We start from the raw sequence: 24,464 nt of genomic DNA, 5'->3' as shown, positions 1-24,464 counted from the left end.
CGGAGCCGGACTCCATTGAAGGCACAAAGAAAGCAGCCCGCCGCGAAAGGGCCGCAGCCAAGAGCAAAGTCAGAGCCGAACCGGGCTACCAAAGCCCGGTTCGGCCGACCCGAAAGTACGCATTTCCCCGGGCGATACAGCGAGGACCCTGCGCACGAGCTATCCGCCGGAAGACCGGCTTTCTTACCGCGTAGCCGCTACGCGCCACACCTTGTTGCCGGCATCGTCAGCCACCAGCAGGGCGCCGTCGGGCAGCGTAAGTACACCCACGGGCCGGCCGTACGCCTCCCGGGTGTCGTTACCGACCAGGAAGCCAGTGAGAAAATCCTCGGGCGGACCAGTAGGCCGGCCATTGGCAAATGGCACAAACACCACCTTGTAGCCCGAAAAAGTGGCGCGGTTCCACGACCCGTGCTGCCCGATAAATGCTCCATTGCGGTACCGGGCCGGGAATGCCATTTTATCGTAGAATGCCAGTCCCAGCGAAGCCGTGTGGGCCCCGAGCGGCACGTCAGGCACCAGGGTTTTCTGGACCAGGTCAGGCCGCTCGCCCTGGCGGCGGGGGTCTTCGTGGGCGCCAAAGTAGGCATAGGGCCAGCCGTAAAATCCGCCGGGCTGCACGCTGGTCAGGTAATCGGGCACCAGCTCGTCGCCCAGCTTATCCCGCTCGTTCACGGCCGTCCACAGCGTCGTGGTGCCGGGAGCCCAGGCCATGCCCACGGGGTTGCGCAGGCCGCTGGCGTAGATCCGCTCTTCGGTGCCATCGGGGTTTATTTCGATGATGTTGGCCCGGCGCAGCTCGTTTTCGGCTCCGTGCTCCATCACGTTGCTCCCCGAGCCCACCGACACGTAGATTTTACGGCCATCGGGTGAAGCCAGCAGGTTGCGGGTCCAGTGGTTGTTGTAGCCCCCGGCCGGCAGCGTCAGGATTTTCTCGCCGGCTCCGCTGATCTTGGTCTGCCCCGGCTGGTAGGGGTAGCGCACCACGCCATCGGTATTAGCCACGTAGAAGTAGCCGCCCAGTATCAGCATGCCCAGGGGCTGGCTCAGACCCGTCAGGAAGGGCTGTCTGAGCTCGGGGGTGCCGTCCCCGTCGGCATCACGTAGCAGGGTGATTCGGTTGGCGCTGGTCGACTTCAGCATTCCCGACTTTTCCAGGTTGAGGGCCGCCACCACCTTTGTCAGGAAGGACGAGGGCAGCGTGTTTGACTCCGCCACGAATACGTCGCCGTTCGGGCCGGCATACAGCCAGCGGGGGCTCTGCAGGTCGGCGGCGTACTCGTTCACGTGGAAGCCCGCCGGGGCTACCGGGGTACGGCCGGCGGGCCAGCCAATCACCTTACTGAAGTGAATAGCCGATTTGGTAGCGCCGGGCGCAGGCAGAGCCGCCGGGCCTACCGCTGTCGGCACAGTGGCGCCAGGCCCGGCGGCAGGCTGGTTGCGGGGGTTGCAGACCGTGAGCAGCAAAGCCAGGACGGGAGCGGACAACAGAAGCTTAACCATGCAGCAACAAAAAAGCAGGCGGAACAGCCTGCTTTTTAAACTTGATTTAGGGTGTATGGTTGCGCTTCGGCCGGTCCGGCCCACGGATACCGGCTATTTCAACTGAACGCGGTGCTGCTCGGTGCTGCCATCGGCCCGGCGCAGGCGTACCAGGTACAGCTGATTGGAAGCCAGGCCATGAAGGTTCAGCTGGGGGCTGGTCACGTTGTCGAGCGTACGAACCGTCTGGCCCAGGCTGTTCAGCACCTCTACGCGCTGCACGGGCAGGGGGCCGGTCAGCTGCACGCTACCCTCGGCCGGATTGGGGTACAGGCTGTACTGCGCGGCCGGGGCAGCCGCGCCGGCTTTCAGTACGCCCACCGTGAAGGAGCGCGCGGTGGTGGCGCCTTCGTACTGCGCCTCGAACCGCCATGTTCCGGTGGCAGCAGTGGCGGGCAGGCGGAAGCTCCAGTACCAGTAGGAAGCCGCGTAGTGCGCCGGGGTCATGCTGTGCGTCCAGGTGGAGTAGACGGTGTTGTTGGGCTGGTAGATGGTGTAGCGCGTAACCTGCCCCGCCCGCTGGTCGTGGTAGTAAGCGGCCGTGTACACCAGCTCCCCGGGCATGAAGGCCTGCTTCTCGTTGGGCGTATGCGGGGCCGGACAAGCGTTAAAAACCGGCGGGGCGCCGTGGGTCATCAGCGTATTGACGGCCGATTCGTAATACGGGCGGGGCGTAGCCCACCAGCTGCTGGCGGTAGTGGCGTTGCAGCTGCCCGCGTACGGGTCAATGATGGTACCGGAAGCGCTGTGCAGCTCGAAGTGCAGGTGGGGGCCGGTAGAGCTGCCGGATGAGCCCACCAGACCCAGCACTTCACCCGCTACGACGGAAGCGCCCACGGGCTTGGTGGTAAGCGAGTTGATTTTCATGTGCCCGTACCAGGCCACCGAGCCATCGGCCTGCTGCACATAGACGGCGTTCCAGTTGGCGTTCGACATGGCGCAGTTCTGATCCGGGTTGCCATCGTACCGGCCCACGATTACGCCCGGAGCCGCCGCCACAATCTGCGCCTGCCCCCGGGCCATCATGTTCATGTCGAAGGGCCACAGGAAGATGTCCATTCCGGCGTGGTTGTAGCCCCCGGCCGTGTCGTAGGTGCGGCTGCCGCAGTTCCAGTCGAGCAGGGCATTCGGAAAGCCCCGGTTATGGTCGACGTAGTTGCTGATGCCGTAATAGCTGTTGTAGTCGTAGCCGGGAGCCTGGCGCAGGGGCCAGTTCAGCGCTACCTGCGCGGGCTGAGCGGCGCTGATGGCGGGCAGGATGCCCCGCTGCCGGAGCTGCTGCTGGTTGGCGGCAATCTGCGCCTCAATCTGCTGGCGCTGAGCGGCACTTACGCATTCGGTGGGAGCTGGCTGGTAGCTTCCGCCCCCGATGGGCGGCTGGTCCTGAGCCGAAACAGTAATAGCGCTCAGCATAACGCCAAGCAGCGGGTAGGCACTCCTCATGGTACTGTATTGTAAGAGTCAAGCAAAGCTGCGCTATTGCCGGAGCAGGCGCAGACGCGTCGGTTGGCCGGCTCCGTTGCGCAGCTCCAGGTAATAGACGCCCGCCGGCAAAGAAGCAGCTGGTACCATCGTTTCCGTTGATTCACTGATCTTCCCGGTACCAACTACCCGGCCCAGGTTATCCAGCAGCTGGTAGGCGCTTCCGCCCGGTACGCGCACCGACCAGGCCGACGAAGCGGGGTTAGGATAAATGGTGGCCGCAAGCGTGTTGCGGGAGCCGGCCGTGGCCAGCAACGGAGCGGGTGATTGTCCGAAGCTAACGAGGCGGCGGTACTGAGTGCCCTGGGCCGCATAGCGCGGCTCTACCTGCACCCACCAGTACTGCCACTGCCCGGCTACCTGCAGGCGAGCCACTACGGCCCCGGCCACCCCGTCGCGGAAGAAGCCCCGGCCGCCGGTACCGCCGTTGCCTTGCACCACGTAGTCGACGTAGCCGCTGGGCTGCCAGCTGGCGCCCCTCCGAATGGTCTGCCCTGCCTGGTACCGCTTGGCGCTGTCGAACTCTACGGAGTCGCAGGCCACCTCTACGCTGCTCTGCATAGCTGCTACAGTAAAGGTGCGCGTGGTTGCCGAGCTTCCACCCGGCGGCACAAATACATTATTGGTAAACCTAAGATCGGGGGTGCCATCCGCGTTCAGGTCAAGCGACGAGCTCTCGGTAAAGGAGGACGCGCCCCAGACCGGCGACTGCCAGCTCAGCGACGTTACCGCCCCTCCTGAGGGCTGCACTACCTGGCTCCAGCCCTTCAAGGAGAAACCAAGGGAAATAAAAATCAGCAGGCCGACCCGATCACGACTTCTCATAGCAAACAAAATAGATTGGAGGTCGGAAAAGGTAAACATTATGATCTATAGATACAAACTCCGAAAGCTAATCATCACAAGAAAGGGGTGCCGCGCAGGGCACCCCTTTTCTGGTGATAACCGGGTAGTTGAGGAAGGCTAGCCCCGAGGCATGGAGGTACCGGGCTTGCCGGTTTTAACTTCGGGCCGGAACATCTCGTCCACCGCGTCCATGTCGAGGAAATGGGTGAAGGTGTCGCCGCGCAAACCCAGTCGGATGGTTTCCAGGCTCACGATTTCGTTGGGCGCGATGTTGCCCAGGTTTACGTTGGCGCCCAGCATCTTGATAAACCACACCTGCTGCGACTTCTGCGGGGCTTCCCAGAGGATCTTTTCAAAGGGCACCTTGGTCAGGATTTCCTCCACCAGACCGGAACGCACCTCCCCGGTGCTGCGGAACAAGCCCACGTTGCCGGCCTCCCGGGCTTCGCCGATTACCTTGATGGCGCCGGCTTCGAGCTCGGTCTGCATCTGTGAAATCCACTTGTAGGGCGGAATAATCTTTTCCGCATCCTTGGAGCCTACTTCCGACAGCACCTTCACGTCCCGGGCCAGAGTGCGGATAAACTCCAGCTTCTGGTCGTGCTGCAGGTCGATGGAGCCGTCCGACACTTCGGCGTACTCCATGCCGAACTCGCCCAGGAGGCGGCGGTAGTCGTCGAACTGATTGCGAATAATGAAGGCCTCGAACAGCGTCCCCCCAAAGTACACCGGAATGCCGGCCTCCTTGTAGACTTCCAGCTTGCGCTTCAGGTTGGGGGCCACGTAGGACGTAGCCCAGCCCAGCTTGACAATGTCGGTGTACTCGGCACCTACTTCCAGAAAGTCTTCCACTTCCCGTACGCTCAGGCCTTTGTCCATGACCATGGTGAAGCCTTGCTCGCGCGGCTTGGGCGTGCGTTCGGGAAGTTGATTGAGGTGATAATTCATTCTTCGGGGTCTTGGATGGTTGGGGTCCTGGATGGTTGGGGTCTTGGGGTGTCAGATGTCGTCCAACCAGCTTCAAACGCAAAAAGGCAGAGCGCCAAAAGTACGCCCGAATTCTATATATGCGAAAAGGGTCTTGGGAACTTAGGGCCCTGAATGTCGTCCTGACGAACAGGTACAGAACAAAATCCAAGACCCTAACCATCCAAGACCCCAAGTCCCTACTTCCGGTACTGGTCAATCAGCCGGGCCAGGGCGCGCTGCGACTCCAGCTCCGGGAAGTACTCGAACAGCAGGCGGTGCTTGTCGAAGTCGAGTACCAGGGCATTTTCCAGGTTCTCGTAGGCTTCGCGGTAGCGGCCGGCGGCCAGCAGGTAGGCACACAGCCGGTAGTGCAGCTCGGCCTCGGCGGGCTGAATCTCCACCGCGTTGCGCATCAGGTCAATGGCCCCGTCGAAGTTGCCCTGCTCATACAGAATGATGCTCCAGTTCAGCCAGGCGTCCTTGCTGTCCGGTGCCACCTGGGTGGCCTGCTCGTAGGCCTCGATGGCGCTGACGATGTTGCCCAGCTGGTACTCGGCCGCAGCCAGGGCCAGCCAGTACTCCACGCTCTCGTTGTAGAGGGCCACGGCCTTGCGGAAGAAGTGAATGGCCTCAAACCACTTGTCCTGGGCATTCAGCACCACTCCGATGCCAAACCAGGCCTCGTCCATCTCGGGGTCCAGGTCCACGGCCTTCTGGTAGTTGCGGCGGGCCGCATCCCACTCGGCCAGCTTCTCGTGGCACTCCCCGATGTTGCACAGGGCCTCGGCCGTGGGGGTGCCGGGCTCGTAGCTGAGGTGAAACTCCTCAATGGCCTCGCGGTACTTTTCCTGGCTTACGTAGGTGCTGGCCAGGAACGCGTGGGCCTCGTAGAATTTGGGGTCGATGAGGATGGCGTACTCAAAGGCCGCCACGGCTTCGTCGTACTTCAGGGCGCGATGATACGCCTGGCCCAGGTTAAACCAGGCAATCACCGAGTACGGGTCTTCGTCGGTGAAGTGCCGGAAGAAGTCGAGGTTTTTGTCGAGCCGCTCGGTTACTTCCAGGCAGTAGAGCAGCTCCTGCACCGCCACCTCGTTGTCGGGGTTCAGGCGCAGGCTCTGCTTGTAGTACTTGGCCGCGCTCTTAAACTTCTGCCAGCTCTGGTAGGCCAGGGCCAGGTTGAAGTAGATGTCGTCGCGGTCGGGGGCGCGCTCCAGGGCCTGCTTGAAGTAGGCAACGGCCTCGGCAAACTCAGTGCGCTGGGTGGCGATGATGCCCCGGGTGACGGCCACGTCGGGGTTGTCGGGGTCCAGTTGGGCCACGTCCTCGATCTGCTGGGATGCGGCCGTGTACTCGCCTTTCATGGCCAGCACCTGGGAGCGGTCAATCAGAATCTCAGTTGAAAACGGGTACTGCGCAATAGCGGCCTCACAGGCCTGCAGGGCCTTATCGTACTGGCTGGTATTGGTATAGTGGTCAATGATGGTTTCAAAATCGGCCAGGTCGAAAAAGACGGGTTCGTTGTGCTCCAGCATGTGCTCGAAACGACGCACAGTGCTCAGCACTTCTTCCCGGTCCTCAAAGTTCTCATTCATTCTCATTCTGCTACAACCAGCGAAAAGCAGCCAAAAAGGCAGGTCTTCGCAATCTTCAATCGGGGTGTCGCCTTTCGGCGACGAAAAGCTTAAGATACAATAACCGTGCTTTGCCTGGACTCGTTCGCCAAAAGCCCGGCGCAGCACCATCGGATGGTTTCGGCCAGGGGCCGGAACGTGAGTCCGGTGGCGGCCCGCACTTTATCGGTCCGGTAAATCAGGTCATTGCGGCCAGCGCGGGCCGTGTCCTTGGTGATGAGGGGTCGGGCCCCGGTCAGCACCGAGCGGGCGTGCTCAAGGCGCCAGATAATTTCCGCGGCCCAGTCGGGCACGACGGTGGTGGGCGGCTTCTTGCCAAAGCAGGTGGCGGCTTCCTTCAGAAACTGGTACAAGGGCACCGGCTCGGCGCTCAGCACGTACCGCTCGGCGGAAATGTCGGTTTTCAGGGCCAGGTGCAGCATAAAGGCCACCACGTCGCGCACGTCCACGAAGTTGATGCTGCCCGGCGTGTAAAACGTATGCTCGTCGTAGGCATACCGAAACAGGCGGGTGCTGCTGCGCTGCCAGTCGGCCGGGCCCAGCACCACCGAGGGGTTTACGATGACGGCCTGCAGCCCTTCCGACACGCCCCGCCATACTTCCAGCTCGCCCAGGTACTTGGAGGTGGCATAGGCGGCGTGCTCGGCGCCCAGGTCCCACTTCGCGTTTTCGTCGAGCATCACGGGCCGGGCGGCCTCGCCCTCGGCCCGGGACGCCCCGCCCCCCAGCGCCGCCACCGACGACACGTGGCAGAGCCGGATGCCGGGCCGCTCGAGGCAGGCGTCCACGAGCGTGCCGGTGCCTTCCACATTCACCTGCTGCAGCAGCTCCGCGTCCTGCGGGGCGTAGGACACGATACCGGCGCAATGAAATACGTGGGTTACATCCTGCAGCGCCTCCCGCATCAGCCCGGGGTCACGCAGGTCGCCTTCCAGCCACTCCACCTGGCCGGCCGCCTCAATCGGGGGAATGGTTTTCCGGTACAGCGCGCGCACGGCCAACCCCTGCCCTACCAGGGCCGGAATCAGAAAACTGCCAATCAGGCCGCTGCCGCCGGTAACGAAAATCATGTAGTAGGGCTTAGGGACTTAGGCTTTGGGGTGTAATGTCCGTTCGGTAACAAGTAGTGGAGTACAGTGGTCGGGGGCTCGTAGCGGACACATGGCATCAGGCTTTCCGGGAAGGTCCGCGCGTATGATCCAAGACCTAAGCTCCTAAGACCTATAGAGAGCTATTCAGCAGCGGCAGGGCGAGAAGCTTTTTCAGGTAGCCGGCGGGCAGCACCTTGGTGCGCAGCGTGTGGGTGTGGCGCCGGTGGTGCGTATCGGTCCCTACCATGTCGACCATTCCGGCATCAATGAGCTTCTCGGCCACGTGGCGGGCAGCGGGCGAGTAGTAGCCCGACAGGGAATTCAGGTTAACCTGCAGCAGCACGCCGCTTTGCCGGATTTTCTTTAGCTCGTCGAAGCGGCCGTACAGGTAGGTATACCGCTCGGGGTGGGCCAGCACCGGCCGGTACCCTTTGGCCTTAAGCTGAAAAACCGTGTCGGCGAAGTTGAACGGCTCGTTCATGTAGGACGTCTCAAACAGCACATAGCGCTGGTCGCCCCCAAAGCTGAGCAGGGGCTCGGCAGCCTCCAGCTTACCGGCAAACCACTCGTCGAGGTAGTACTCGGCGGCGCACTCCAGCACCATATCCGTGATACCCGCTTCCTCGGCCGCCGTCTGCATGCGGGCCAGGGCCTCCCGGATGCCTTCCGGCGTGTTTTTGTAGAAGTCGCCCATCACGTGCGGCGTCATCACCAGCTTTCGGAACCCCAGGTCGCGCAGCTCCCGCAGCAGCTCAATGGAATGCTCCACGGTTTCGGCTCCGTCGTCGAGGCCGGGCAGCAGGTGGGAGTGCATATCGGCACCCAGGCTGGAGAGCTGGGCCAGCTCCTCGTTGCCGGAACCAGACCCTCGGCCAAACAGCTTTTGCAGGAACGAGGCCATGAGCAGCGGAAAATAGGTGGACGACCCGAAAGCTTAGGAGAACCGCTTGCGCAGACGCGTGAACAGCCCCGTCGTCGGCTGGGTGTCTTCGTAGTATCCGTAGCCCTGGCCGTAGCCGTAGCCGTAGCCATACCCGTAGCCATACCCGTAGCCGTACAGCCCCGACGACTGCGCATCGTTCAGGATGGTCGACAGGCGGGTGAAGTTGTGGGTCCGCATCAGCTTGTTGATATTTTTCAGGAAGGTCTTTTTCGAATAGCCGGCCCGCACGATATAAATCGGAATGTCGGCCTTGCGCATGATCAGGATACCGTCCGTCACCAGACCAACCGGGGGCGTGTCAATCAGAATTACATCGTACGTCTTGTGCAGCTCGGTCAGCATCTCGTCGAACCGGGCGCTCAAGATCAGCTCCGAAGGGTTGGGCGGGGTAGGCCCGGCCGAGATAAAGTCAAGCGTCGGGATGGAGGTATGCTGAATGCACTCCTGCACGGTGTGCTTCTCAATCAGGATGGTGCTGATGCCTTTCACGTTCTCGGCCCCGAATGCCAGGTTTACCTTGGGCTTGCGCATATCAAGGTCCAGGATGACCACCCGCTGCTCCGACAAGGCAATGATACCGCCCAGGTTGACCGTCACGAAGGTTTTGCCTTCCCCGGAAATCGTGGACGTAATGGAAATCATCCGCTTCTTCTTGGACGAGCTGATAAAGTCCAGGTTGGTTCGGATGGAGCGGATCGACTCGGAAATAGCTGATTTGGGGCTCGTGTCCACAACCAGCTTCGACACCGACATCTTCTCCTTGTCGTAGGTGGGCACCACGCCCAGCACCGAGGCACCGGTGGTGCGCTCCAGCTCCCGCACGTTCGAGACGGTGTTGTGCATCAGGTAGCGCACGGCCACCAGGCCCAGACCCAGCACGATACCGGCGGCCAGACCAATGGCGTACACCATCGTTCGTACCGGATAGATGGGGGAACCCGGCGCACTGGCCGGCGACAGAATCTGGAAGTCGGGCGTGGTGCCGGCCATGGCGATGTTGTACTCTACCTGCTTGTCCATCAGCATCAGGTAGGACTTCTCGTAGAGCTCAAACGGGCGCTTCAGGCGGGCCAGCTCGGTTTCCTTTTCCGGCAGGCGCTGCAGCTCGGAATTAAAGCGGCTGCGCTGCTGGTTGAGCAGGTCGATTTCCTGCTGCAGCAGCTTGCGGTCCTGCTCCAGCAGGCGCTGAATATTGGCTTTGGAGTACGCCAGGGCCGTCTTGACCTGCTTGACGGCTTCCGTGGTTTCGTTATAGGAACGCAGCAGGCGACGCAGGTTCCACTGTTGGTTGTTGAGCTCGGTAATCTGCTGGGTCAGCTGGGGGTCTTCGAGGCCCGCCAGGCCCGGAATGCTTTGCTCCACCGAGGCGTCTTCGCTGCGCGTGATGCGGTCCTGCTTGACCAGCCGGGCTACTTCGTTGAGGACCTCGGCCCGCTGCAGCAGCTCCAGTCGCTCCTTTTCCTGATCGGCCAGCTTGCCCGTAATGGCAGCCACGTCGGCCTTCACGTCGTAGGTTCCGGTGCGCTGCACAAAGGACTGCAGGTTTTCTTCAGCCGTCTGTAGGTTGCGCTGGTTTTCGGTGAGCTGCTCTTTCAGAAAGCGTAGGGTCTGGGCCGTGGCTTCCTGCTTTTTGGCCAGCTTCTGCTCCAGGTACACCGTGTCAATCTTGTTGACGATGGCCTGGGCCTTGGCCTGGTTGAAGTCGGTAAACGAAATCTGGATGGTGTTAGCATCCGGATTTACAATCTCCACGCTCAGGTTGCGGTCGAAATACGCACTCAGCGATCCGCTGTCATTGATGATGAAGTGATAGTTCTTGTCCCGGGCTTCGTCGTTGAGCCCCGGGTTGGCCAGTACCTTCAGCGTAACTCCCGGTCGCACGATGGGCTGGCCGAGCGTGTACTCGCCACTCTGCTCCTGCCCGTTCAGCAGATAAGACAGCCGGATCCGGTCGGGTCCGATAAAGCGCAGGTTGAATTTGGTGTTGTAGAGGTGCGGATCCGTGATGTTGTATTCGACCCGAAACGGGGAAACCCCATACAGCTCGGTTTCCAGCACCGTGCCCTCGGCGTAGTAGTTCACGTCGAGCGCCAGGTTTTGCTTGAGCCGCTCGTAGATGATGTTGGACTTGATGAGCTCTACCTCACCCGACAGCTTGTTCAGGTTCTGCTGGGTTTCGATCTGTTTGCCCATTGCACCGGCCAGACCCAGCTCTCCGGCCTCGGTCTTCTCATCGATCTTGAGTGTCGACGACGACCGGTACACGGGCTTAGTATAGCGCAGAAAAAGCCAGGAGCAGGTTAGCCCCAGGATCACCAGCAATATAATCCAGAGCAGGCTTCGGCGGGCCACCATGAGCAGGGTGGCCATGTCTAGTCCCCCGCCCTCGTCTTCGTCTTCGGCTTCTCCGCCTCCGGTTCGAATCAGCTCTTCAAGCTCAGCATTTTCGTTTACTGCCATTCCGTCGGTCCGAAGTGATGTATACGCGTCCGGGCCTTACGGCCCGAATCATACCACTACTTACGTAAGTGTTTAAGTAAAAATTAAAGTCTGGTGATCAGGTAGAAGGTCGTCACCAGACTGGCGACGCCCCCGACTAAACCAAATACGGCGCTTACGTCCTGCAGGGCCTCGAAAAACGGACGGCGCAGCGGCTCGATGTATACTACGTCGTTGGGCTCCACTTGGAGGTTGGCCCGGCGCATGCCTTCGATGGTCGTCAGGTCAATAACCTGCACCTGCGGGTTTTTCAGGTCGCCCCGGATAAGGCGGATGTTGTAGGCCCGGCCCCGGCTCGTGCCGCCGCCCCCGCCGCCAAGCTGCCCGCCGCCGTCGATTCCACCAGCCGCTGCCAGCACTTCCAGCAGGTTCATGTTGTCGTTGTACATCGGAATGATCTGCCCGCCGGGGGTTCCCAGCACGAAGATGCGGTTGTTGGTGACCCGGGTGGCCACGTACGAATCCTTATAGAAGACGTCATACTTGGTTTTCAACAGGCTATCTGCTTCCAGCAGCGTAAGTCCCGTCACCTGAACCCGATTCACCATGGGCAGGTTCACCACTCCGTCGGACTGCACCAGAAATTCGCTGCCGCCCGAAGGCTGCCCGCCGGCGCCCTGTCCGGTCTGCCGGGTACCGCCCCCGCCGGTCCGCACGCCAATGTTCTGGCCGGCCGCGCCGCGGCTGGTGCCGGTCGAGCCCATGCCGCCGGGGTTGCCAAACTGCAGCTCCCCGTTCGGGTCGAGAATTCGCTCTCCTTTGTTGGTGTACACCCGCACTTCGAGGTAGTCGTTGGGCTGGATGATGTAGTTGCGGGCCGACCGGTTCACGGCCTTACGCAGCTTCATGGTGTCGAGTCCTTCACCGGTAGGCGTCCGGAACATGATGTTCTGGCGGTAGGCCCGGGAGCCTGCGCAGGAGAAGAACAGCAGTGAAAAAGGAATGCCTATCAACCATAGGCGAAACAAACGGCGGAGGGTGGGTTGTTGCATGCAGGCTGGGTAAGCCGGAGAGTCAGAGACGATACCAGGCAGGAATATCCGGCTGCGAAGCTGGATTTCTTCCTAAAAAACCTTCAAAGTAACCGAATTGGCACGCCCTTTCAAAATTGGCGACTCCGGCAGCCTCCCCGGCCGGTCGATTGTGCGGGTAAAAGCGTACTTTCGCCTTCCCAAAACCGGCCCTCCCCGGCCGTTCCCAAACTCTTCCCACCCAAACTCTTTTTCCTATGGAACTGGTCGCAACTGAAAACCAGACAATGATTGCCCAGATGGTGCGCGACTTCGGCGCCACGCATATCAAGCCCGATATGATGAAGTGGGACGAAAGCCAGGAATTTCCCATCGAGGTATTCAAAAAGCTGGGCGAGCTGGGCCTGATGGGTGTACTGGTTCCCCAGGAGTACGGCGGCGCCGGGTTCGGCTACGTGGAGTACGTGACGGCCATTGCCGAGCTGTCGAAGATTGACGGCAGCATCGGCCTGAGCATGGCGGCCCACAACTCGCTTTGCACCGGCCACATCCTGCAGTTCGGCTCCGAGGAGCAGAAGCGCAAGTGGCTGCCCAAGCTGGCTTCGGCCGAGTGGATCGGGGCCTGGGGCCTGACCGAGCCCAACACCGGCTCCGACGCCGGCAACATGCGCACCGTGGCCGTCGAGGATGGCGACTACTATGTACTCAACGGCGCCAAGAACTTTATCACCCACGGCAAGAGCAGCAGCATTGCCGTCGTAATTGCCCGCACCGGCGAAGTCGGCGACTCCCACGGCATGACGGCCTTCGTGATTGAGAAGCCCACCGAAGGTTTCACCCACGGCCGCAAGGAAGACAAGCTGGGCATGCGCGCCTCCGAAACTACCGAGCTGATCTTCACCGACTGCCGCGTACCCAAGGCCAACATCCTGGGGAAAGTAGGCGAAGGATTCATTCAGTCGATGAAGGTGCTGGACGGCGGCCGGATTTCCATTGCCGCGCTCAGCCTGGGCATTGCCCAGGGCGCCTTCGAGGCCGCCCTGCAGTACTCCAAGGAGCGTCATCAGTTCAATCAGCCGATTTCGAGTTTCCAGGGCATCTCCTTTAAGCTGGCTGACATGGCGACCGAGATTGAGGCGGCTTCGCTGCTTACTTACCGCGCCGCCGACATGAAGGACCGGGGCCTGAACGTGAACCGCGAGTCGGCCATTGCCAAGTACTACGCTTCGGAAGTGTGCGTACGCGCTGCCAACGAGGGCGTGCAGATCTTCGGGGGCTACGGCTATACCAAGGACTACCCCGCCGAGAAGTACTACCGCGACTCCAAGCTGTGCACCATCGGCGAAGGCACCTCCGAAATTCAGAAGCTGGTAATTGCCCGCGCCCTGCTGAAATAAATTTGAACCCCGTCGGGGCTTGCGCGGTAAGAAAGAGCCTGTTACCTTTGCAGCCCTTTAATTCGATTGTTTTCAACCCAACTGCACATATGATCATCGTCCAGATTAAGGATAACGAGTCGGTTGACCGTGCCCTGAAGCGTTTTAAGAAGAAGTTTGAGCGCACCGGCGTTCTGAAGGAGCTGCGTCGCCGCACGTTCTTCCAGAAGCCTTCCATCACCAAGCGCAAGCAGCGCGAGAAGGCCGTGTACAAGCAGACGATGTACGCCACCGAGAACTACTAGTTCCCGGTTTCCAGTTGCCGATTCTAACCGGCTGAGCCGCTTTCCGAAGTGGGTCAGCCGGTTTTTTCGCGTGCTTGTTTTTCCGTTTAATTCCATACTTTGGTAGCCCGCCCCCGGTATCGGGCGGCCCCGAGGTATGGAATTGTTTTTTGATTATCTGCAGTACGAGCGGCGGTTTAGTCCCCACACGGTGCTGTCGTACCGGACCGACCTGCGGCAGTTTGCAGCGTATCTGCTGGCCGCCTACGAGCTGCCCGAACCGGCCCAGGCCGACCACCCCCTGATCCGCTCCTGGGTGGTGGAGCTGATGCAGCAGGAGCTGGACCCGCGCACCGTCAACCGGAAGATTGCCTGCCTGCGCTCCTACTACAAGTTCCTGCTGCGCACCGGCGTCATTGCCCGCAACCCGATGCTGCGCATCAAGGCTCCGAAGATGGCCAAGAAGCTTCCCGACTTCGTGCCCGAGGAATCCTTGAACGGCCTGCTCAACTCCTTTGCCTTCGACGACTCGTTTGCCGGCCTGCGCGACCAGCTGCTCCTGGAAATGCTGTACGGCACCGGCATCCGTCTCTCGGAGCTGATCGGCATCCGGCACGAGGACCTGAGCTTGCCTGCCCGCACGGTGCGGGTAACCGGCAAGGGCAACAAGCAGCGCCTTGTGCCGCTGAACCCAACCCTGCTGCTGGTGCTGGAACGCTATATAGCGCGCAAGCAGGCTGAATTTGGCGGCGCCGGCAACGCCCCCGGGCCGCTGTTCGTTACGGATAAGCTCGAACCGCTCTACGAAAAGTTTGTCTACCGCACCGTGAAGCACTACCTGAGCCAGATTACCACGGCTTCGTCGCAGCAGCACCCCCACGTTCTGCGCCACTCCTTTGCCACCCACCTGCTGGGCAAAGGAGCGGACCTGAACGCTATTAAGGAACTGCTGGGGCACGCCAATCTGGCTGCTACCCAGGTTTACACTCACCTGTCGATTGACAAGCTCAAGGCCGTGTTTGAAAAGGCCCACCCCAAGGCCTGATTTGTTCCTTTCTCTTACCCCAAACCCTATTACCGATGAAAGTAAGGATGCATTCGGTGCACTTCGACGCCGACCAGAAACTGCTTGACTTTGTGCAGAAGCGCCTCGACAAGCTCGAGACGTTCTACGACCGAGTAACGGAGGGAGAAGTGATTATGAAACTCAACAACAACGACGGTAACGCCAACAAGACGGTTGAAATAAAGCTGTTTGTACCCGGCACCACCCTGTTCAGCCAGGAGGATGCCGCCTCGTTTGAGGCCGCTGCCGATGCCGCCGCCGAGCACCTGCGCCGGCAGATTACCCGCCACAAGGAAAAGCAGACGGCTCACTGAGCCGCCGACGCATAAAAAAAGCCCCTCCGGTAGATGGAGGGGCTTTTTTGTTTTAGAGAGCTTACTGCATCAGGAAATGCGTGAGCTCATCGGTGCTTACAGCGCAAAAGCTGCTTTGATCTTGTCGACGTAGTCGAGCTTTTCCCAGGTGAAGGTTTCCACCGTGCGCGACGAGCCGTCGGCCTGCTGCACCTGCTTGGTGCCGGGCTGGCGGCCCATGTGCCCGTAGGCAGCGGACTCGGCGAAAATGGGGTTCTGCAAACCCAGGCGCTGCACGATGGCGTAGGGACGCAGGTCAAACAACCCCTGGACCTTCTCGGCAATTTCACCATCGGTCAGCTGGTGCCCGAAGGAGCCGGTAGCCTTGGTAGTGCCGTAGGTGGTCACGAACACGCCCACGGGCTCGGCCACGCCGATGGCGTAGGCGACCTGCACCAGCACCTGATCGGCCACGCCGGCCGCTACCAGGTTCTTGGCGATGTGGCGGGCCGCATAAGCGGCCGACCGGTCGACTTTGGACGAGTCTTTACCAGAAAAGGCACCGCCGCCGTGGGCGCCCTTGCCGCCGTAGGTATCCACGATAATCTTGCGGCCGGTGAGGCCGGAGTCGCCGTGGGGGCCGCCGATGACAAACTTGCCGGTGGGGTTGATGTGGTACTTGATGTCGGCCGTGAACAGATTCTGCACCTCGGCGCCCAGCTGGGCCTTTACCCGGGGCACGAGGATGGTGCGGATGTCGTGGTCAATCTGCTTGAGCATGGCGGCCTCATCCCCGTCGAACTCGTCGTGCTGGGTGCTGACGACGATGGTTTCAATGGCCTGGGGCGTGTTGTCGTCGGAATAGCGGATGGTGACCTGGCTTTTCGCGTCGGGACGCAGATACGTCATTTCCCGGCCTTCGCGGCGGATGTTGGCTAGCTCCTGCAGCAGGCGGTGCGACAGGTCGAGGGCCAGGGGCATGTAGTTGTCGGTTTCGCGGGTGGCGTAGCCGAACATCATGCCCTGGTCGCCGGCGCCCTGGTCCTCCGGATTGGCCCGCTCCACGCCCTGGTTGATGTCGGCCGACTGCTCGTGCAGGCGGTTCATCACTTCGCAGGTGTCGGCGTTGAACAGGTATTCCGGCTTGTTGTAGCCGATGCGGCGGATTACTTCCCGGATAATCGGCTCGGCCTCTACGTGGGCCGTCGACTTGATTTCCCCGGCCACTAGCGCGAAGTCGGTCGTCACGAGCGTCTCACAGGCTACCTTGGCGGCGGGGTCCTGACGGAGGTACTCGTCGAGGATGGCATCGGAAATCTGGTCGGCTACTTTATCGGGGTGGCCTTCCGAAACGGACTCGGAGGTAAACAAATAAGGCATTAGGTCAGGAAACGCGTCGACGAAAAGGAATAAAGGCGACTTAGCACGCAGCGCGGGCAAGTAGGGTCGCAAAGCTAATAAAAATGATGTGGGAACATATGCCTGTTCGCCCGCATTCCCAAAGCGGACAGCTCCACTTCTCAACCGCCTTTGCCCCGGCGGTTACGTCCCGGCTCGTGGCAATGGCGGAAATAAGTCCCAGACCACCGTTTTTCACCCGGAAGCTCAGCAGTAGTTGCGGTAGCTGCGGGGGCTTTCTTTTTTAGGCCGGACTTCCGCCGGTGAACGAGTTTTTCCCAGCCCGGCCGGCGGAACAACCCGTAACGGTTCTGAGCAGGATAAAAAAAAATGGAAAAGGCTGGCCCCTTCCCTGCTTTGCAGGAAAGCAGCCGGCCTCCGCTGCCCGCTAGCGGAGCGGTTACTGCCCGCCGGTACCCGCTGGCCGGGCGCCCGGCTTGAGGTTGGTATCAAACAGCTTCAGAATCCGCTTGTACTCGTCGGTCCACGACGACGGTTCCACGAAGCCGTGGTCCTCGACGGGGTACACGGCCAGCTCCCAGTTTTCCTTGTGCAGCTCAATCAGGCGCTGACTCAGGCGCACAATGTCCTGGAAGTGCACGTTGGTATCGACCATGCCGTGGCACATCAGCAGGGCGCCCTTAAGCCCCTCGGCGTAGTAGATGGGCGAGGACCGGGCGTAGGCCAGGCTGTCGTTGTAGGGCTCGTTGAGAATGTTGTCGGTGTAGCCGTGGTTGTAGTGGGCCCAGTCCGTGACCGAGCGTAGCGCGGCCCCGGCCCTGAACACGTCGGGCTGCGTAAACATGGCCATCAGCGTGATAAAGCCCCCGTAGGAGCCGCCGTAGATGCCGATGCGCTGCGGACTCACGCCGTATTTGTCGACCAGCAGCTTGGCTCCGTCCACCTGGTCGGTGAGGTCCTTGTCGCCCATGTAGCGGTAGATGCCCGTGCGCACGTCGCGGCCGTAGCCGGCCGAGCCGCGGTAGTCCACGTCGAGCACGGTGTAGCCCTGGTCCACGAGCAGGTTGTGGAACATGTACTCGCGGAAGTAGGAGCTCCACCACTTGTGGGCATTCTGCAGGTAGCCGGCGCCGTGCACGAATATCACGGCCGGGCCCTGGGCCTGGGGTGAGGCGGGGCGGTACAGGCGGGCATAGACGTCAGCCCCATCCCGGGCTTTGATCTGGATGATTTCCGGGTCGCGCCAGGCGTAGCTTTCAAACTCGGCGGTGGTGGAATGCGTCAGCTGCCGGGCTTTGGCGCCGGGCTTGTTGGGCATCACGTACAGCTCCCAGGGCTTGTTGGCGTAGCTGTAGCGGATGGCCAGGGTTTTCTCGTCGGGCGACAAGCTCACCTCACTGGCCCCGGTCATGGTGGTAATCTGGGTCAGGGCTCCGCCTTCCAGCGGCATCCGGAAGAAATGCTGCTCGCCGGGGTGGGTTTTATTCGCGGTCAGGTACCAGGTTTTCCGGTCCCGGCTCAGCTCGGCCCGTTGCACCTCAAACTTACCGCTGGTCAACGCTTTTTTCTGCCCGCTGGTCACGTCCACGGTGTAGAGGTGAGAGTAGCCGCTTTCCTCGCTCTGAAACCAGATCCGGCGGTTGTCGGGCATCCAGCCCACGTTGCCGGCCTCGTAGCCGATGCCGGGCCCGTTAATCCAGGCCTCGTCCCGCTCCCGGTTGAGCAGGCTGATTTTCTGAGTGGCAGGGTCCAGGTTTACAATCCACCGGTCCTTGTTGTCGGCCGAGCGCACGACCAGGAACGCCCGCTGCCCGTCGGTCGACCAGAACGGGCCGTAGGGCACGACGCGGCGTAGCTCGGTGGCCGGCTTTTCGGTTTTGACCGTTTTGCTGGCCTTGGCCGAATCGGCAGGCATGGGCGCCTTGGCTTTCAGCTGATACTCCTTGCGGTAGCCGGGCAACTCGTCCAGCCCCTTCAGCTCCTTGTAGCCGACGACGAACGTCGTGTCGCGGCCCACGTCGTAGAGGCCAAGCTGATACGCCGTCTGCGGCGCGCCCACCTTGGTGCGGGTGCTGATGTCTTCCGTGAAGCCCGAGGCCGTCACGAAATTGGGCACAATGGCCGTTTTGGCACCCGTGGGCTCCTGTATTAGCTGGTAGGTCACGAAGCGTCCGTCGGGGCTAAGCTGTAGGTTGTCAACGGTCTGGGTGCCGAGCCAGATGGCTTTGGGCCGGAGCCGGGCCAGCGCCTTCTGCTGGCGCAGGCGGGCCTGCTGGTCCTGGGTGCGCTGCCGGATAATCTCGAACAAGGCCAGCTGCTGGGCCCGCAGAAACTTTTCGGACTTGTCGGTGGGCTCGGGGCCGGGCGGACGGCTACCCCGGCGGAAGTCGGTGCGCTGCACGGTTTCGCCGGTAGCCGGGTTCCAGGTAAACAGGTTACCGGCCCGGGTGTAGCTCAGCACCGTGCCCTGCAGGGCAAAAGCCGGGCTGCTTTCCCGCTCGGCGGTGTTGGTTACGCGCCGCTCCTTTTGCGTCTTCAGGTCGAGCAGGTAGATGTCCCCGTCCTTTTCATACACTTTACGGGTGTAGCGTTGGTCATAGCTGCCCCGGGCGGCGGGCAGGGCCTGCTGCTCCCGCAAACTTACTTTCCGGGTGGTTTTGCCGTCGGGGGTGGTGAAGTAAAGGGAGTCGCGGCGGGCCTTTTCCGGGTTCCAGCTAAAGTAGATGCGGCGGCCGTCCTCGCTCCAGAACACATTGGAAGGCGACGCTCCGATCCACCGGGCCGGGTCGCGCATAATCTTCTCAATCGTGAGGGGAGCTACGGCGGCTGCGGCCGGGGCGGCAGACTTGGTTTGCGCCAATGCCGCGGAGAGTGGCAGCAGAGCAGGCAACACCAGAAAAGAGGAAAAGCGCATCAGAGAAGACAATCAGGGAAAGTGTTAAACCGGGAAAGGACCAGCTTTTCGAAGCCGCGTTGCAGAGCCGTAGGGCAGCCGCTACAGACCGCCTTTCTGCCAGGCATCCAGCTCGGCCTGCAGGTTGCGGCGGGCAGCGGCGTCGAGGCGCTGCCGGAAATCGGGGGTATGGTACAGCTGCGGGGCGTTCAGCAGCTGGGTCAGCACCTTGGTGCGCCCCCGGCGGTACAGGATGTCGGGCACCAGGCTGTACTCCTCGCGCACCTGCCGGGCGTAGCGCCAGTAGTCGGCTTCGGTAGCACCCAGTACCTGCAGGTCGGCATCCAGAAACAGATCCAGATCAGGGTCGGCGCCGGCCCGGGGTTGGGTGTGGTCTTTGGTTTTGTCGATAAGGTAAGCTACCCGGGCCCGGCGGGCGGGCGCGAGGTTGGTATGCGCCGCCAGAAACTCCTGGGCCAGCGCCGCGCTCCGGGCTTCGTTGTCGTCGCGCATCGGGTTATACACCGCATCATGGAACCAGACCGCCAGTGCCACTACCGGCGCATCCTGCAGCCGGGCAGCGTATGCTTCCAGCGTAGTCAGCAAAGCCCGGATGTGAGCCAGGTTGTGGTAATGCCGGTCCGATGCCTCGTAGGCGGCCGAAAGCTGCTGAAACATCGACCGGCCGGCGGCTTCGGGCACCTCCAGCTGGGAGCACAGCAGCTGCCAGCGGGCAGCCAGCGTAGTTGGCATCATAGCAAAGCGGGAATGAGAGCTGTAAAAGGCGGGCTGCCGCAACGAACTAGTTGGCCGTAGGCGCCCCGTACGGATTGGGCAGGCGGATTTCCATAAACCGGTCGGGCGTGGTGAGCGGGGCAAAGCCGAACTGCGTGTACAGGCTGTGGGCGTCGAGCGTAGCCAGCAGGCGGCGGCGCAGCCCCTGCAGGTCGGGGTGGGCCCACACGGCTTCCATCAGCCACTTCGATAAGCCCTGCCCGCGAAATTCCGGCAGCACGAATACGTCGCAGAGCCAGGCAAACGTGGCCAAATCCGTCACCACCCGCGCAAAGCCGGCCTGCTGGCCGTCAGCCGTGTACAGGCCAAAGCACAGGGAGTTGGCAATGGCCCGTTCCAGCAGCGGCCGGGGCATGTTTTGGGCCCAGTAGGAGTCTTCGGCCAGAAACCGGTGAATAGCGCCTACGTCGAGCCGGTCCGGATCGGTGGAAACAGTATAGCCCCGGGCGTGGGTAAGCTGGTAAGGAACAGTCATGGGGAAGCGGCCAGGGTGTCGTTTGAAGAACGCAGAGCTTGGATGTCAGAGCCCGGACAACGCAACGGTCCTGCTACGAGGAATAGGTAGGCTCTCAAGTCCAGATTAAAAGCTTTTGGTTTTACCATATTCAGCTCCTAGCCCTCATTTCTCCTAAAGCTAGAAGTTCATCGCCGGGCGTTTCTCGTCGAAGTCGGTGGCGTCCTGGTAGGCCTTGGCCAGCGCCAGCAGCTTGCCTTCCTCGTAGAGCTGACCGGTAAAGGTGATGGTCGTGGGCAGGCCGCGGGCGTTGAGGCCGGTCGGCACGACCACGGCCGGATGGCCGGTGAGGTTGGTCATGAGCAGGCTGGTGTTGCCGAACGTAGGCGCCACGTAGGCGTCGAGGCCCTGCAGGCGGGCATCGAGCTGCTCGATCAGCTGACCACGCACGCGCTGGGCCTGCAGGTATTCCACCGCCGGAACAAAGCGGGCCGACCGGAACGTGTTGGGCCAGGCATACCGGTGCTGCAGCACCATCTGGTTAACGCCGCCGGTCCGGGTCAGCTCGTCGAAGGCCGCGGCGCCCTCGGCCGTGAGCACGAAGCGCAGCGCGGCTACCTCTACCGCGGGCAGCTCCAGGGGCACCAGCTCTACGCCCAGCTGACGGAGCACCGCCAGCACGGCTTCATCGCTGGCTTTGGTGGCGTGGTCGGCGTCGAAGCTGGCTTTCAGGTAGCCCACCCGCAACTTTTTCAGATTGGCGTCGAAAGCGTACCGAAACTCGCCCGGCACCTGCAACGTGGCCGGGTCGCGGGGGTCGGGACCGGCCACCGTGAGGGCACCCAGTACGAGGGCGCAGTCCTCGGCCGAGCGGGCAATGGGACCGGCTTTGTCCATCGACCAGCTCAGGGCCATGGCCCCGGCCCGGCTGACCCGTCCGTAGGTGGGGCGCAGGCCCGTAACGCCGCAGGCGGTGCTGGGGCTGATAATGGAGCCCAGGGTTTCGGTGCCGATGGCAAACGGCAGCAGGCCCGCCGCCACTGCCGAAGCCGAGCCGGCCGAGGAGCCGCTGCTGCCCCGGCTGATGTCCCAGGGCGTCCGGGTCTGTCCTCCAAACCAGACGTCGCCCTGCGCCAGCTCACCCAGGGTAAGCTTGGCCAGCAGCACGGCCCCGGCATCGCGCAGCCGCTCCACCACCGCCGCATCCTCGTTCAGCACCTGCTCTTTATAGGGCACCGCGCCCCAGGTGGTTTTATAGCCTTTGGCGCTGAACAGGTCCTTCACGCCAAACGGCACACCGTGCAGCGGTCCGCGGTACTTGCCGGCTTTGATTTCCTGGTCAGCCTGTCGGGCCTGCCGGAGGGCTAGGTCTTCGGTCAGGGAAATGACGCACCGGAGCTTGGGGTCATACTTCTTCAGGCGGGCCAGGAAAAACTCCGTCAGCTCAACCGACGAAACCTGTTTGGTGCGCAGCAGCTCGCCGAGCTGGCGCACGGTATAAAACGCCAGATCGTCGCGGTTGCCGGGAAGCTTCACCGGGCCAATGCGGGCCAGGTCGCCAGCCGTTTTGGTCCGGGCTTTCCCGGGCAGCTGCCGCAGGCGCAGCGGGCGGGGGTCGAATACCATGGAGGGCGCCACGCTGTTGGGCAGCGGCAGCTTGCGCAGCGTCTCGTAGCTGTTGCGGTAGCCGGTCAGGTTCTGGCGGGTAGAGTCGAGCTGGGCATCGGAGAAGCTTAGCCCCATTACCTCCTGGGCCGACTTCAGCATGGCCACGGTAATGGGCGGCAGCTCGGTGGGGCGGGCTACCAGGGCCCCGGCGCCGAAGGCTGCCAGCGCGGTGAAAGCCAGCGGATAAAGTTTTTTCAGCATAAAGCAGGCGGGAAAGTCGTGCTAAACAAAGCTAAGCGCCTGATTCTGCTTCGCAAGCTAATCCGGGCAGCGGTTTACTACGTTTGCATAAGCACCTGAACCCCAACTTATATTTCCCTGACTGCCTATGAAACGTTTTGCCGCATCTATTCTATTTCTGGTCCTGCTTCTGCCCGAGTCCGCCCCGGCCCAGTCGACTACCATTCAGGTAGGGGCTACCACCGTTACGGTGTCGCCCCTGGCTACCAACCTGAGCGTACCGTGGGAGCTGGTCTGGGGACCCGACAACTTTATCTGGATGACGGAGCGGGGCGGGCGCATCAGTCGCGTAAACCCTGCTACCGGACAGGTGCTGCCCTTGCTCACCGTGGCCGATGTAGTCGAAAACAGTGAAAGCGGCCTGCTGGGCATGGTGCTGCACCCCGACTTTGCTACCTCGCCCTTCGTGTACATTGTCTACAACTACCAGGATGCCGGTGCGCTCAAGGAAAAGCTGGTGCGCTACACCTATGCCCCCGGCAGCGGTACCCTTACCAATCCGCTGATTCTGCTCGGAAACATCCCGGCCACCACCACCCACAGCGGGTCGCGCCTGCTGATTCTGCCCGACCGCACCCTGCTGATGACTACCGGGGACGCCCAGCTGCAGCCGGAAGCGCAGAATATCAACTCACTCAACGGCAAGATCCTGCGCCTGAACCTTGACGGTACGGTGCCGGCCAATAACCCGGTGGCGGGAAATCCAAGTTACACGCTCGGGCACCGCAACCCACAGGGGCTGGTACGGGCGCCCAACGGTCTGCTCTACAGCTCGGAGCATGGCCCCAACAACGACGATGAGGTGAACCTGATTGAGCCCGGCCGCAACTATGGCTGGCCCAATGTAGAAGGCCTCTGCAACCTGCCCGCCGAGCAAACCTTCTGTGCCGCCAACAACGTGCGCGAACCGCTGTCCGTCTGGACCCCTACGCTGGCCGTGGCCGGCCTCACTTACTACGACCATCCGGCCATTCCGGGCTGGCGCAACAGCCTGCTGATGTGCACGCTGAAAGCCTCGAAAGCCGTTCAGCTGCCGCTGAACGCTACGGGCACGGCCATTACCGGCCAGCAGGATTTCCTGACGGGTTTTGGCCGGCTGCGGGCTATCTGCGTTTCCCCGGCGGGCAAAGTGTACATCGGCACCAGCAACCGGGACGGCCGCAATGTCCCCGGCCCTACCGATGACCGGCTGCTGGTGCTCGAAAACCGCTCTTTCGTGCCAACGGCGGCCGCTCGTCCCCGTGCGCAGGGCTTGTCCGTCTGGCCAAACCCGGCCCGGCAGTCGGTGACCGTAAAGCTGCCGAACAACGCTCAGCCTGCGGCTACCGCCTTCGTGTACGACCGATTGGGGCAGCTTGTCCGCACCCAGCCGATGACTTCCGCTCAGACCACTCTCGACTTAACTGGCCTGGCCGCGGGCCTGTACGTGGTGCAGGTGCAGAACGGAGCCGCACGCTACCTGCAGCAGCTCGTAGTCGGTCAGTAGCCGGCACCGCGTCTGTTAAAACGGGTGCTACCGCTAAAAAAGAAAAGGAGCGACGTTTAGAACGTCGCTCCTTTTCTTTTAACCGAAAGTGGTCAGTTATCGGCTATGGGTTAGTCGATCACGAGCTTACGGGTGAGCAGGTACTCGCCCACCTGCAGCTGCAGTGAGTAGACGCCCTTGGCCAGCTGCTGCACCGGCAGCGGCTGCTCCACTACGCCGGCGCGCACCGTCCAGCGCTGGCTCAGCACGCGCTGGCCCAGGCTGTTGAACAAGCTGCCCTCTACCGTGCCCGTGGTGGTGATGCCGCTCACGCGCAGCTGCACCGTGCCGCTGTGGCTCGGGTTCGGGTACAGGCTCACCTCGCCGCCGGGCAGCTCCGTGCGCGTGGACAGCACCGTGTTCACGCCAATGGTGAACGTACCGGTCACGTCGTTCGAGGTCGAGCCGGAGATGAACACGTAATAGCTCGTGTTGGGCTGCACCGACACGGCCAACACGCCGACGTTGGTGTTCGGGGCCGTAGCGGCTTTGCAGGCCACCTGGGTCATGGCCGTCGAGCAGGAGGCGGCCGTG

The 24,464-nt window shown here is 61.9% G+C and carries 20 protein-coding genes; 5 read left to right on the top strand and 15 right to left on the bottom strand.

Annotation, left to right across the window (positions count from 1 at the left end):
* Positions 1 to 183 precede the first annotated feature (183 nt).
* The 9 genes from LJY25_RS17535 to LJY25_RS17495 form a co-directional block, all read right to left on the bottom strand.
* Entirely contained in the window at positions 184 to 1,503 is a 1,320-nt protein-coding gene (locus tag LJY25_RS17535; protein WP_227609783.1) for a PQQ-dependent sugar dehydrogenase, read from the bottom strand.
* Positions 1,504 to 1,596: 93 nt separating this feature from the next.
* Positions 1,597 to 2,985, bottom strand: a complete 1,389-nt coding sequence (locus tag LJY25_RS17530; RefSeq protein ID WP_227609782.1) for a peptidoglycan DD-metalloendopeptidase family protein — start codon at positions 2,983 to 2,985, stop codon at positions 1,597 to 1,599.
* A 33-nt stretch (positions 2,986 to 3,018) separates the two neighbouring features.
* Positions 3,019 to 3,849 (bottom strand): T9SS type A sorting domain-containing protein, encoded by an 831-nt coding sequence (locus tag LJY25_RS17525; RefSeq protein WP_227609781.1) that lies wholly within the window; start codon positions 3,847 to 3,849, stop codon positions 3,019 to 3,021.
* Positions 3,850 to 3,987: 138 nt separating this feature from the next.
* Entirely contained in the window at positions 3,988 to 4,818 is an 831-nt protein-coding gene (locus LJY25_RS17520; protein ID WP_227609780.1) for a phosphosulfolactate synthase, read from the bottom strand.
* Positions 4,819 to 5,036: 218 nt separating this feature from the next.
* Positions 5,037 to 6,434 (bottom strand): tetratricopeptide repeat protein, encoded by a 1,398-nt coding sequence (locus tag LJY25_RS17515; RefSeq protein ID WP_227609779.1) that lies wholly within the window; start codon positions 6,432 to 6,434, stop codon positions 5,037 to 5,039.
* A gap of 89 nt (positions 6,435 to 6,523) precedes the next feature.
* The gene (locus LJY25_RS17510; protein WP_227609778.1) at positions 6,524 to 7,543 is read right to left on the bottom strand and encodes an NAD-dependent epimerase/dehydratase family protein; all 1,020 of its coding nucleotides are present in this window, start codon (positions 7,541 to 7,543) and stop codon (positions 6,524 to 6,526) included.
* Positions 7,544 to 7,694: 151 nt separating this feature from the next.
* Positions 7,695 to 8,465 carry a tyrosine-protein phosphatase gene (locus LJY25_RS17505; RefSeq protein ID WP_227609777.1) on the bottom strand — a complete coding sequence of 257 codons (771 nt, stop codon included), beginning with the start codon at positions 8,463 to 8,465 and terminating at the stop codon, positions 7,695 to 7,697.
* A 33-nt stretch (positions 8,466 to 8,498) separates the two neighbouring features.
* Positions 8,499 to 10,967, bottom strand: coding sequence for a GumC family protein (locus LJY25_RS17500; protein ID WP_227609776.1), 2,469 nt, complete (start codon positions 10,965 to 10,967; stop codon positions 8,499 to 8,501).
* Positions 10,968 to 11,050: 83 nt separating this feature from the next.
* Positions 11,051 to 11,998, bottom strand: a complete 948-nt coding sequence (locus LJY25_RS17495; protein ID WP_227609775.1) for a polysaccharide biosynthesis/export family protein — start codon at positions 11,996 to 11,998, stop codon at positions 11,051 to 11,053.
* A gap of 236 nt (positions 11,999 to 12,234) precedes the next feature.
* Between LJY25_RS17495 and LJY25_RS17490 the strand changes: the two genes are divergently transcribed.
* The 4 genes from LJY25_RS17490 (at position 12,235) to hpf (ending at position 15,017) form a co-directional block, all read left to right on the top strand.
* A complete protein-coding gene (locus tag LJY25_RS17490; protein ID WP_227609774.1) occupies positions 12,235 to 13,374 on the top strand; it encodes an acyl-CoA dehydrogenase family protein in 1,140 nt (379 codons plus the stop codon).
* An 89-nt stretch (positions 13,375 to 13,463) separates the two neighbouring features.
* Positions 13,464 to 13,658 carry a 30S ribosomal protein S21 gene (gene rpsU / locus LJY25_RS17485; RefSeq protein WP_084445790.1) on the top strand — a complete coding sequence of 65 codons (195 nt, stop codon included), beginning with the start codon at positions 13,464 to 13,466 and terminating at the stop codon, positions 13,656 to 13,658.
* A 136-nt stretch (positions 13,659 to 13,794) separates the two neighbouring features.
* Positions 13,795 to 14,682 carry a tyrosine-type recombinase/integrase gene (locus LJY25_RS17480; protein ID WP_227609773.1) on the top strand — a complete coding sequence of 296 codons (888 nt, stop codon included), beginning with the start codon at positions 13,795 to 13,797 and terminating at the stop codon, positions 14,680 to 14,682.
* 35 nt (positions 14,683 to 14,717) lie between these two features.
* Entirely contained in the window at positions 14,718 to 15,017 is a 300-nt protein-coding gene (gene hpf / locus LJY25_RS17475) for a ribosome hibernation-promoting factor, HPF/YfiA family (RefSeq protein ID WP_227609772.1), read from the top strand.
* A 96-nt stretch (positions 15,018 to 15,113) separates the two neighbouring features.
* Here hpf and metK read toward each other — a convergent pair whose 3' ends face one another.
* From metK to LJY25_RS17450, 5 genes are all read right to left on the bottom strand, one after another.
* Positions 15,114 to 16,376, bottom strand: coding sequence for a methionine adenosyltransferase (gene metK, locus LJY25_RS17470; protein ID WP_227609771.1), 1,263 nt, complete (start codon positions 16,374 to 16,376; stop codon positions 15,114 to 15,116).
* Positions 16,377 to 16,794: 418 nt separating this feature from the next.
* Complete coding sequence (locus LJY25_RS17465; protein ID WP_227609770.1) at positions 16,795 to 19,269, bottom strand: S9 family peptidase; 2,475 nt, start codon at positions 19,267 to 19,269, stop codon at positions 16,795 to 16,797.
* Positions 19,270 to 19,350: 81 nt separating this feature from the next.
* A complete protein-coding gene (locus LJY25_RS17460) occupies positions 19,351 to 20,004 on the bottom strand; it encodes an HD domain-containing protein (protein WP_227609769.1) in 654 nt (217 codons plus the stop codon).
* 46 nt (positions 20,005 to 20,050) lie between these two features.
* On the bottom strand, positions 20,051 to 20,518 hold the full coding sequence (locus LJY25_RS17455; RefSeq protein ID WP_227609768.1) for a GNAT family N-acetyltransferase: 468 nt from the start codon (positions 20,516 to 20,518) through the stop codon (positions 20,051 to 20,053).
* Between the two features lie 159 nt (positions 20,519 to 20,677).
* Entirely contained in the window at positions 20,678 to 22,366 is a 1,689-nt protein-coding gene (locus tag LJY25_RS17450) for an amidase (RefSeq protein ID WP_227609767.1), read from the bottom strand.
* A 127-nt stretch (positions 22,367 to 22,493) separates the two neighbouring features.
* Between LJY25_RS17450 and LJY25_RS17445 the strand changes: the two genes are divergently transcribed.
* Positions 22,494 to 23,891, top strand: a complete 1,398-nt coding sequence (locus LJY25_RS17445) for a PQQ-dependent sugar dehydrogenase (protein ID WP_227609766.1) — start codon at positions 22,494 to 22,496, stop codon at positions 23,889 to 23,891.
* A 110-nt stretch (positions 23,892 to 24,001) separates the two neighbouring features.
* Here the strand turns inward: LJY25_RS17445 and LJY25_RS17440 are convergent.
* Positions 24,002 to 24,464, bottom strand: a 463-nt coding sequence (locus LJY25_RS17440) for a T9SS type A sorting domain-containing protein (RefSeq protein WP_227609765.1), incomplete at its 5' end; no start/stop codon positions are given.

Source organism: Hymenobacter translucens (assembly GCF_020685205.1).
Lineage (GTDB): Bacteria > Bacteroidota > Bacteroidia > Cytophagales > Hymenobacteraceae > Hymenobacter > Hymenobacter translucens.
The sequence above is the reverse complement of the archived record's forward strand: the minus strand, read 5'-3'. Positions and strand labels throughout refer to the sequence as shown.

What these genes read in the sequence shown, in the direction of transcription:
- LJY25_RS17535 (WP_227609783.1), bottom strand. Translation starts at nt 1,503, where the DNA reads ATGGTTAAGCTTCTGTTGTCCGCTCCCGTCCTGGCTTTGCTGCTCACG.
- LJY25_RS17530 (WP_227609782.1), bottom strand. Translation starts at nt 2,985, where the DNA reads ATGAGGAGTGCCTACCCGCTGCTTGGCGTTATGCTGAGCGCTATTACT.
- LJY25_RS17525 (WP_227609781.1), bottom strand. Translation starts at nt 3,849, where the DNA reads ATGAGAAGTCGTGATCGGGTCGGCCTGCTGATTTTTATTTCCCTTGGT.
- LJY25_RS17520 (WP_227609780.1), bottom strand. Translation starts at nt 4,818, where the DNA reads ATGAATTATCACCTCAATCAACTTCCCGAACGCACGCCCAAGCCGCGC.
- LJY25_RS17515 (WP_227609779.1), bottom strand. Translation starts at nt 6,434, where the DNA reads ATGAATGAGAACTTTGAGGACCGGGAAGAAGTGCTGAGCACTGTGCGT.
- LJY25_RS17510 (WP_227609778.1), bottom strand. Translation starts at nt 7,543, where the DNA reads ATGATTTTCGTTACCGGCGGCAGCGGCCTGATTGGCAGTTTTCTGATT.
- LJY25_RS17505 (WP_227609777.1), bottom strand. Translation starts at nt 8,465, where the DNA reads ATGGCCTCGTTCCTGCAAAAGCTGTTTGGCCGAGGGTCTGGTTCCGGC.
- LJY25_RS17500 (WP_227609776.1), bottom strand. Translation starts at nt 10,967, where the DNA reads ATGGCAGTAAACGAAAATGCTGAGCTTGAAGAGCTGATTCGAACCGGA.
- LJY25_RS17495 (WP_227609775.1), bottom strand. Translation starts at nt 11,998, where the DNA reads ATGCAACAACCCACCCTCCGCCGTTTGTTTCGCCTATGGTTGATAGGC.
- LJY25_RS17490 (WP_227609774.1), top strand. Translation starts at nt 12,235, where the DNA reads ATGGAACTGGTCGCAACTGAAAACCAGACAATGATTGCCCAGATGGTG.
- rpsU (WP_084445790.1), top strand. Translation starts at nt 13,464, where the DNA reads ATGATCATCGTCCAGATTAAGGATAACGAGTCGGTTGACCGTGCCCTG.
- LJY25_RS17480 (WP_227609773.1), top strand. Translation starts at nt 13,795, where the DNA reads ATGGAATTGTTTTTTGATTATCTGCAGTACGAGCGGCGGTTTAGTCCC.
- hpf (WP_227609772.1), top strand. Translation starts at nt 14,718, where the DNA reads ATGAAAGTAAGGATGCATTCGGTGCACTTCGACGCCGACCAGAAACTG.
- metK (WP_227609771.1), bottom strand. Translation starts at nt 16,376, where the DNA reads ATGCCTTATTTGTTTACCTCCGAGTCCGTTTCGGAAGGCCACCCCGAT.
- LJY25_RS17465 (WP_227609770.1), bottom strand. Translation starts at nt 19,269, where the DNA reads ATGCGCTTTTCCTCTTTTCTGGTGTTGCCTGCTCTGCTGCCACTCTCC.
- LJY25_RS17460 (WP_227609769.1), bottom strand. Translation starts at nt 20,004, where the DNA reads ATGATGCCAACTACGCTGGCTGCCCGCTGGCAGCTGCTGTGCTCCCAG.
- LJY25_RS17455 (WP_227609768.1), bottom strand. Translation starts at nt 20,518, where the DNA reads ATGACTGTTCCTTACCAGCTTACCCACGCCCGGGGCTATACTGTTTCC.
- LJY25_RS17450 (WP_227609767.1), bottom strand. Translation starts at nt 22,366, where the DNA reads ATGCTGAAAAAACTTTATCCGCTGGCTTTCACCGCGCTGGCAGCCTTC.
- LJY25_RS17445 (WP_227609766.1), top strand. Translation starts at nt 22,494, where the DNA reads ATGAAACGTTTTGCCGCATCTATTCTATTTCTGGTCCTGCTTCTGCCC.